We start from the raw sequence: 8061 nt of genomic DNA, 5'->3' as shown, positions 1-8061 counted from the left end.
TTTTTGAAATTGAAATTATGTTACCTACATCTAAACAAATCATCAGAAAAAAACTAATACTAACAGAAGAACATCGAATCCTGGCTAAAATATTCAACTTTTAGGGTGTCCCAGTGAGGAAAACAGGAAAGACACCTATAAAGCCTGGAGAAAAACGCACAACGCATCCTTTGCATTTTCTCCATAAAAACAATGGGGTACTTCCCCAAATTTTGAAACAATCATTTTTTAGCCTGTAATCCTTTGAAGCAAAGGATTACAGGGATTTTTAAGTTAAGTTTTGTCGGACAAAAATGATTTAAAATCAATTTAAACATAAGAAAATTTTTTTAATTGCTAAAATGTAGAATTAATGTAATAGGGAAACTACCATCTATTACATTCACATTGCCAATTTCATAATTATTTAAAAACAACAAATTTTTTAGAATCTCCTCTCCTTAATCACTTATAGAAATAAATCCATTCGAAAAAGACCAACTTTTTCCTAGTGTTAATGAAATGGGGTGAAAGTGAAAACATCCTTTATCATCCCTGGCAAGTACTCTTGTAACATTGTTTTCTTTAATAACCCTTTGCAGTTCTACAGTAATTTCAAGAAGAAGTGGCGCTGCAACAATATCCCGGAAGGAGATAACGTTTTATCCCATGAGATAACCAGCGTTATAAATGCCTGCATATCTTCTCCGGTAAAGAAATGCAGGCATTCGTTTTTAACTTATTTTAGCACCCATCCAATATGAATTACCTACGGTATAAAATACTATTACTTTTTTTAGTATTGATATTGCATCAATCTGTTCAATCGCAGAATTACCATGCGCTCAACGGTTCAAAATATGCAGGTGTTTTTGGTATGTATAATAATCCTGCAAGTACAGTTAATGCGCCCATGAAATGGGACCTGAATATATTTTCGTTACAGGGAACAACCACCAATTCATTGATTGCCTTCAATCATTTTTCGTTATCCAATTTTGATAGCACAACCGTTAATATAACTGAAGGAAAAAGAAGCCGTTTTTTTAATGCCGCGATTGATATGAATATCCTGAATCTGCGTTTTGCCATTGGCAGGAATAAGGCCATTGCTTTTGGTTTAAGGGGCAGAACCTACAATCATGTAAAAACCAGTACTTTTACCGCATACGACAGCATTACCTCTTTTAGCGGTTTTTTACATGCCAATACCAATACTGATTACCTGAGTGGCTTTGCAACACATGCGGGATGGATAGAAGGTGATATCAATTATTCGCAGATATGGATTGATGACGCCCAGCACCGGGTATCCGGCGGCATTACATTAGGAATTATGAGGGGTTTATCGGGCGCCTTCAGCCAGGTAAATAAACTAACCTACCGGGAATATCCTGATGCACAAAATAATTATTACCAAATTATAACCGGGGGAACTGCCACAGCCGAATATTCAAAAAATTATGACCTTGCAGATACCAATGCTATTACAGCAGCAGCTATTAAATCTTTTTTAAAAAATACCCGAACAGCATTCAGCTTAAGTTTAGGCATGGAATATTTAATTAAAAAAGATGAAATTGACGAAACAAAACCAGGGTATGAAACTGATTATAACTGGAAGATTGGCGTAAGCATCATGGATATTGGCGCTAACAGATTTGATCCAGCCGGCGGTTCATTTTATGCAGGTATCCCGAAAACAAATATTACGGCAAACCGCTTACGGCAACAGTTCCTTAACGCAACTTCATTAAAAAAATTTAGGGATTCTTTGTTACAAACAATGAACCTGGTTGATACGCTTTCATCTGAGTTCAGCATTACAATACCTACCCGCTTATTGATATCGGTTGATAAAAACCTAAACAATAATTTTTACATCAACGGGCAACTGAATGTAAATTTTTATTCTGCAGAACCCTATAATAAAATCAAAACAAGGGAATTAAACTTAGTAACCATAACACCCCGGTGGGAAACGAGAACATGGGGCGTTTATTTACCCATTCAATATAATACACAGGGCCAGCTATGGGCAGGCGCTGCTTTAAAAGCAGGGCCATTGCTAATAGGTATGCATAATGTAGGTTGGTTATTTGGAAAAATGCAGCAATTAAATGGTGGGGGATATATTGCCCTGCATTTTACACCGGCTCCTAAAAAAATAAAAACAAGATTGGATTGCCCTGTAGAATAAACAGTAACCTGGCTTTATATCCCTACCTTTTTTACGAATAAATGAGTTTGGCATTGTTGCTTGCTAAAAAATATTAAAGAATAACGTGTTGTGCTATTAAATAAGTTTCAAACTAATAAGGATTTTTAATAGCACAACACCTTAAATTTAAGGTATGATAAGCAGACAACGCATAAAATGGAGCGAAACAGAGAAGCTCCAAATTATCCAGGAAGCGGAATAAAATGGATTAATGGAAATGCCCCGCAAATACAATGTAAAATTTATTTTATTTAAATGGTGATAAAGCAAAATATGATTTTAGCAGATTTTGAATTGCACATTTAAAAATTTTACCAGCCCTATATTACTTTTTGCAAATAATATTATTTACCCTCATTTAGTAAACCTCCATACTTTATTTCAACAATTGCAAAATCATAAAAGCAAAATCATCAAAACATCGTAATATTGCGATTGAATTACTAAAATTTATTCCCATCAAAAAAATTTAGTTATGGCAGCAAATAATTGCGCTCCTGCACAAGAAAGAAAACATTTGAGTTTTTTAGACAGATACTTAACATTGTGGATATTTCTGGCGATGGCAGTCGGTGTATCTATTGGCTATTTTTTTCCTTCATCCGCTAATTTTATTAATTCATTTTCATCAGGTACCACCAATATTCCGTTGGCTATCGGTTTAATATTAATGATGTACCCGCCATTTACCAAAGTAAAATACAACAAGTTAAAAGAAGTATTTAAAAATACAAGGGTTTTAAGTGTGTCACTTTTTCTGAATTGGATGATTGGGCCTTTTTTGATGTTTTTTCTTGCCATTATTTTTTTGCACAATTATCCTGCTTATATGACAGGGCTCATTTTAATTGGATTGGCTCGTTGTATTGCGATGGTGATAGTATGGAATGAATTAGCAGCAGGCAACAGGGAATATGCAGCTGGATTGGTAGCACTGAACAGTATTTTTCAGGTATTGTTGTATAGTGTATATGCTTACTTTTTTATTACTGTTTTACCACCTCTTTTTGGATTTTCAGGCAATACAGTCGATATTACCATTGGACATATTGCAGAAAGTGTTGCCATCTATTTAGGAATTCCTTTTGTTGCCGGGTTTTTAACCCGCTATTTTTTATTGAAAGCCAAAGGCGAAGAGTGGTATAAAAATAAGTTTATACCTTTTGTTTCACCTATTACCTTAATTGCACTTTTACTTACAATTGTGGTGATGTTTAGTTTAAAGGGTGAATTGATTGTTCAGATTCCTTTTGATGTGCTGCGTATAGCATTACCGCTGGTTATTTATTTTGCCATTATGTTTTTGGTGAGTTTCTTTATCGGGAAAAAGATGGGTGCAGATTATTCGGTGAATGCATCTATTGCTTTTACTGCTGCCGGTAACAATTTTGAATTGGCCATTGCTGTAGCAATTGGTGTATTTGGCATCAATAGTGGGGAAGCATTTGCCGGCGTAATTGGTCCGCTGGTTGAAGTGCCTGCTTTAATTACATTGGTAAATGTTGCATTCTGGATACGTGATAAATGGTATGCACCTAAAGTTACTGCTGCGCAGGAGCCGGAATAAGTATAAAATTTCGTTCCTTTCATTATTTTAAGGTTTCGCTATGGGTTCAAACAATAACTTTATTGTTTGGTTTGAATGCTGTGAAGCTAATATGGTAATGAAAAAAACTTTTGCAGATAGCGTTATTCGTTTTAACAAAGAACTATCATTAAATATTCCTTTGCCTAAAACCATTGTTGCAATGAACCCCTTTCAAAATAATGAGGGTGCTATTCAGTTAATGAAAAGTTTTTACAAAAAGTTTTACGATGATCAAAAGAAACGTTTTTTTATCATCGGTATTAACCCGGGCCGTTTTGGTGCTGCAGTTACCGGTGTTCCTTTTACTGATACCAAACGGTTAACTAGTGCATGTGGTATACCTTATATAGGTAAAGAAACACATGAACTTTCTTCTGTTTTTATTTATGATATGATTCAGGCTTTTGGAGGTACACAGGTATTTTATCAATACTTTTATATCAATTCCATTGTTCCGCTGGGTTTTGCAAAACAAACAAGTGCAAATAAATTCGTGAATTTCAATTATTATGATGACAAAGATTTGCAAACAGCATTAAAGCCATTTATACTTCAATCATTGCAGCAACAAATTCATTTTGGCATTTATACCCATACTGCTTTTTGTTTGGGAAGCGGTAAAAATTATAAGTACATTCAACAATTGAATGAGGCGTTCAATTTCTTTCAAAAAATTATACCGTTAGCGCATCCCCGATTTATTATGCAGTACAGGCAAAAACAAAAACAGCTGTATGTTGAAAAGTATATACAAGCTTTCCATGAAACATTATCATTTTAAGTATTTCAGCTAATTTTTATCTTCCCTTTAAAATAAAATGTTTCCTTCCTTCCATTAAAATGAAGTAAATTTATACGCCATTTTACTGCAATAACATTTGAGTGGCATAGCTGTATAAATTCACACAGTTTTCATTTGTTCTTGCTTATTATGCTTGCATACTTTATTTCTTCACCATAAAATTTTCCGTATGAAGAACGATTTTTTAAGCATCACAAAAACACTTCAAACAGCTAAAGGTAGTTTTGTATACTATAGCCTTCCTGAATTAGAACGTAAAGGATATGCCGTTAGTAAAATGCCTTTCTCAATTAGAATATTATTAGAAAATGCGCTTCGAAATTTTGACGATTTTGCTGTTACCAAAGAAAATGTAGAAACCATATTAAATTGGAAACCTAAAGCATCCGATAAAGATATTTCATTTAAACCGGCAAGAGTATTGATGCAGGATTTTACAGGCGTTCCTGCCGTGGTTGATATTGCATCATTACGGACAGCCGTTGCTGAAAAAGGTAAAAATCCCGATATCATAAATCCTTTAATACCTGTTGATTTGGTGATAGATCATTCAGTACAGGTTGATTATTTTGGAACTGCTTATGCATACGATAAAAATATGCAGGAAGAATATGTTAGAAATGAAGAACGCTATCGCTTCTTAAAATGGGCACAACATGCATTTAATAATTTTAGTGTAGTACCTCCCGGAATGGGTATTTGCCACCAGGTGAATTTGGAATATTTATCCAAAGGCGTAATAGAACGCGATGGAGTAATCTTTCCCGATACATTAGTAGGTACTGATAGTCATACACCTATGGTAAATGGAATTGGAGTGGTAGCCTGGGGTGTTGGTGGCATTGAAGCAGAAGCTGCTTTATTGGGGCAACCGGTTTATTTTATTATGCCGGAAGTAATTGGATTGCAATTAACCGGAAAACTTCCCGTGGGTACAACAGCAACAGATATGGTATTAACCATTGCTGCATTATTAAGAAAATATGGCGTTGTTGGAAAATTTGTTGAAGTGTTTGGCGATGGGCTGGATCATTTAACTGTGCCCGATCGTGCTACAATTGGAAATATGTCTCCTGAGTTTGGTTGCACAATAACTTACTTTCCAATAGATGCAAAAACTATTGAGTACATGCGCGAAAGCAATCGTTCTCCTGAACAATTGACCTTGGTAGAAAATTATTGTAAGGCCAATTTATTATGGAGAACAGGCAATGAGCAGATACAATATACCGATGTAATTACACTCGATCTGTCTACCGTTGAGCCTACTGTATCCGGCCCCAAACGACCGCAGGATAAAATACTTTTAAAAGATTTTAAAAAAACATTTGTTCAACTTTTGAAAGCGAATTATGGACGAGCATACATCACAGCCAATGAACAATTCATTGATAAATGGAAGGCAGAAGGTGGCAGCCAGCCGATGCATGAACCAAAATCTGCCGAAACAAATGTAGTTGAAGTGTTGGTTGAAAATGGTATGAAAAAAGTATGGGTTAGTTTGGGAGAAGAAAAGTTTATGCTGAATGATGGTGCAGTAGTAATAGCTGCCATCACTTCCTGTACCAATACCTCTAATCCTTATGTGATGATTGGTGCCGGCTTGGTAGCACGTAAAGCAAGAGACCTGGGTATTGATGTGAAACCCTGGGTAAAAACTTCACTGGCACCGGGTTCAAAAGTAGTAACAGATTATTTGAAAAAAGCTGATTTGCTGGGCGATTTGGAAGCTTTGCAATTTCATGTAGTAGGATATGGCTGCACCTCTTGCATCGGCAACTCAGGACCGTTACCTTTTCATATTGCAAAAGCAGTTGAACAAAACGATTTGGTGGTAGCATCTGTTTTATCTGGTAACCGAAATTTTGAAGCGCGAATACATCCACAAATAAAAATGAATTTTCTCATGTCGCCTATGTTGGTAGTGGTATATGCATTGGCCGGCAGAGTGGATATTGATTTACTGAACGAACCAATTAGTTTCGACAGAAATCTGGAACCCGTTTATTTAAAAGATATTTGGCCAACAAATGAAGAAATTCAAACAGTGATGCGTCAGGTATTATCACCCAATGATTTTGAAAAAAATTATCAAACTATTTTTGAGGGAAATAGTATTTGGCAAAATCTGCCGGTAGCAAAAGAAAAATTATATGAATGGAGTACCGACTCCACATACATTAAAGAAGCCCCTTTTTTTAAGGATCTTCCCAATGAGCCTGCACCATTTCAAAATATTGAACATGCTCGTGTATTATTAATGTTGGGTGATAGTATTACCACAGATCATATTTCACCTGCGGGATCATTCTCCGAATCTTCTGCTGCAGGAAAGTATTTATTAAGCAAAGGAGTACAAAAATCCGATTTTAATTCATACGGTTCACGCAGAGGAAATGATGAAGTAATGGTTCGCGGAACTTTTGCCAATGTTCGAATAAAAAATAAAATTGCCAACAGAGAGGGTGGCTATTCCGTTTATTTGCCCACAGGAGAAGAAATGTTGGTATATGATGTTGCGATGAAATATAAGGAACAACAAACGCCTTTGTTGGTTTTGGCAGGAAAGGAATATGGTAGTGGCTCATCAAGAGACTGGGCTGCAAAGGGTACTTTTTTATTGGGTATTAAAGCAGTGCTGGCAGAAAGTTATGAACGCATTCATAGGAGCAATTTAGTTGGAATGGGCGTTTTGCCTTTACAATACCTGGGTGGAGCCACCGCCGAAAGTATTGGATTAACCGGGAAAGAAACTTTTAATATTATGGGTATTGATCAATCTTTAACCCCACTAAAACAATTAACCGTTTCGGCAATCAAAGACGATGGTACTGCTACTCAATTTAATGTACTGGCCAGATTAGATTCTGAAATTGAAGTTGAATATTACAGGCATGGAGGTATTCTTCAATATGTTTTAAGGCAGTTTTTGAAACAATAATTGATCTTCTATTTAGTGTAGTTACCTTTTTTCGTTTCAACAATTCAAATGTTGATGGGTATGTATAAATCTGGATTAAAGTTACAAACAATACGAAAGTTTATTTGATCATTGGATGAAGTAATAATATAGTTTTTTTTCATAAACATGAATTCATGAAAAAAAATTTATTCCTAAAAAGAGTATACGATCCACCTGAAGACTCAGATGGATTGCGTGTTCTGGTAGATCGGGTTTGGCCAAGAGGGTTAACGAAAGAAAAAGCAAAGATTGATGTATGGTTGAAAGACATTGCACCAAGTACCGAATTGCGCAAATGGTTTGCACATGATGTTGCAAAGTGGAAAGTATTTCATGAAAAATATACTACTGAATTGTTACATAATAAACCGGCTGTAGAAGAGTTAAGAAAATTACTGTCAAAACAAAATATTACACTTGTTTTTGGTGCAAAAGATGTTTTACACAACCAGGCTGTGGTTATAAAAGAATTCATGAGTAAATAACAACGATTCATCACTAACCCAATT

Annotated in this window: 5 protein-coding genes; all 5 read left to right on the top strand. The window is 35.4% G+C overall.

Annotated features, from left to right (window positions below; translation table 11 throughout):
* The first annotated feature begins 739 nt into the window (after positions 1–739).
* The 5 genes from A0F92_RS09775 (at position 740) to A0F92_RS09755 (ending at position 8037) form a co-directional block, all read left to right on the top strand.
* Entirely contained in the window at positions 740–2179 is a 1440-nt protein-coding gene (locus A0F92_RS09775) for a hypothetical protein (RefSeq protein ID WP_068245026.1), read from the top strand.
* Between the two features lie 496 nt (positions 2180–2675).
* On the top strand, positions 2676–3767 hold the full coding sequence (gene arsB / locus A0F92_RS09770) for an ACR3 family arsenite efflux transporter (protein ID WP_068245024.1): 1092 nt from the start codon (positions 2676–2678) through the stop codon (positions 3765–3767).
* A gap of 97 nt (positions 3768–3864) precedes the next feature.
* A complete protein-coding gene (locus A0F92_RS09765) occupies positions 3865–4569 on the top strand; it encodes a uracil-DNA glycosylase family protein (protein WP_068245040.1) in 705 nt (234 codons plus the stop codon).
* Positions 4570–4759: 190 nt separating this feature from the next.
* Complete coding sequence (gene acnA / locus A0F92_RS09760; protein WP_068245022.1) at positions 4760–7531, top strand: aconitate hydratase AcnA; 2772 nt, start codon at positions 4760–4762, stop codon at positions 7529–7531.
* 155 nt (positions 7532–7686) lie between these two features.
* The gene (locus A0F92_RS09755) at positions 7687–8037 is read left to right on the top strand and encodes a DUF488 domain-containing protein (RefSeq protein WP_068245021.1); all 351 of its coding nucleotides are present in this window, start codon (positions 7687–7689) and stop codon (positions 8035–8037) included.
* The last annotated feature ends 24 nt before the right edge of the window (positions 8038–8061 follow it).

It is taken from the genome of Hydrotalea flava (genome assembly GCF_001623405.1).
In the GTDB taxonomy this organism is placed as follows: domain Bacteria; phylum Bacteroidota; class Bacteroidia; order Chitinophagales; family Chitinophagaceae; genus Hydrotalea; species Hydrotalea flava.
This window is presented reverse-complemented; position numbering and strand designations above follow the sequence as displayed.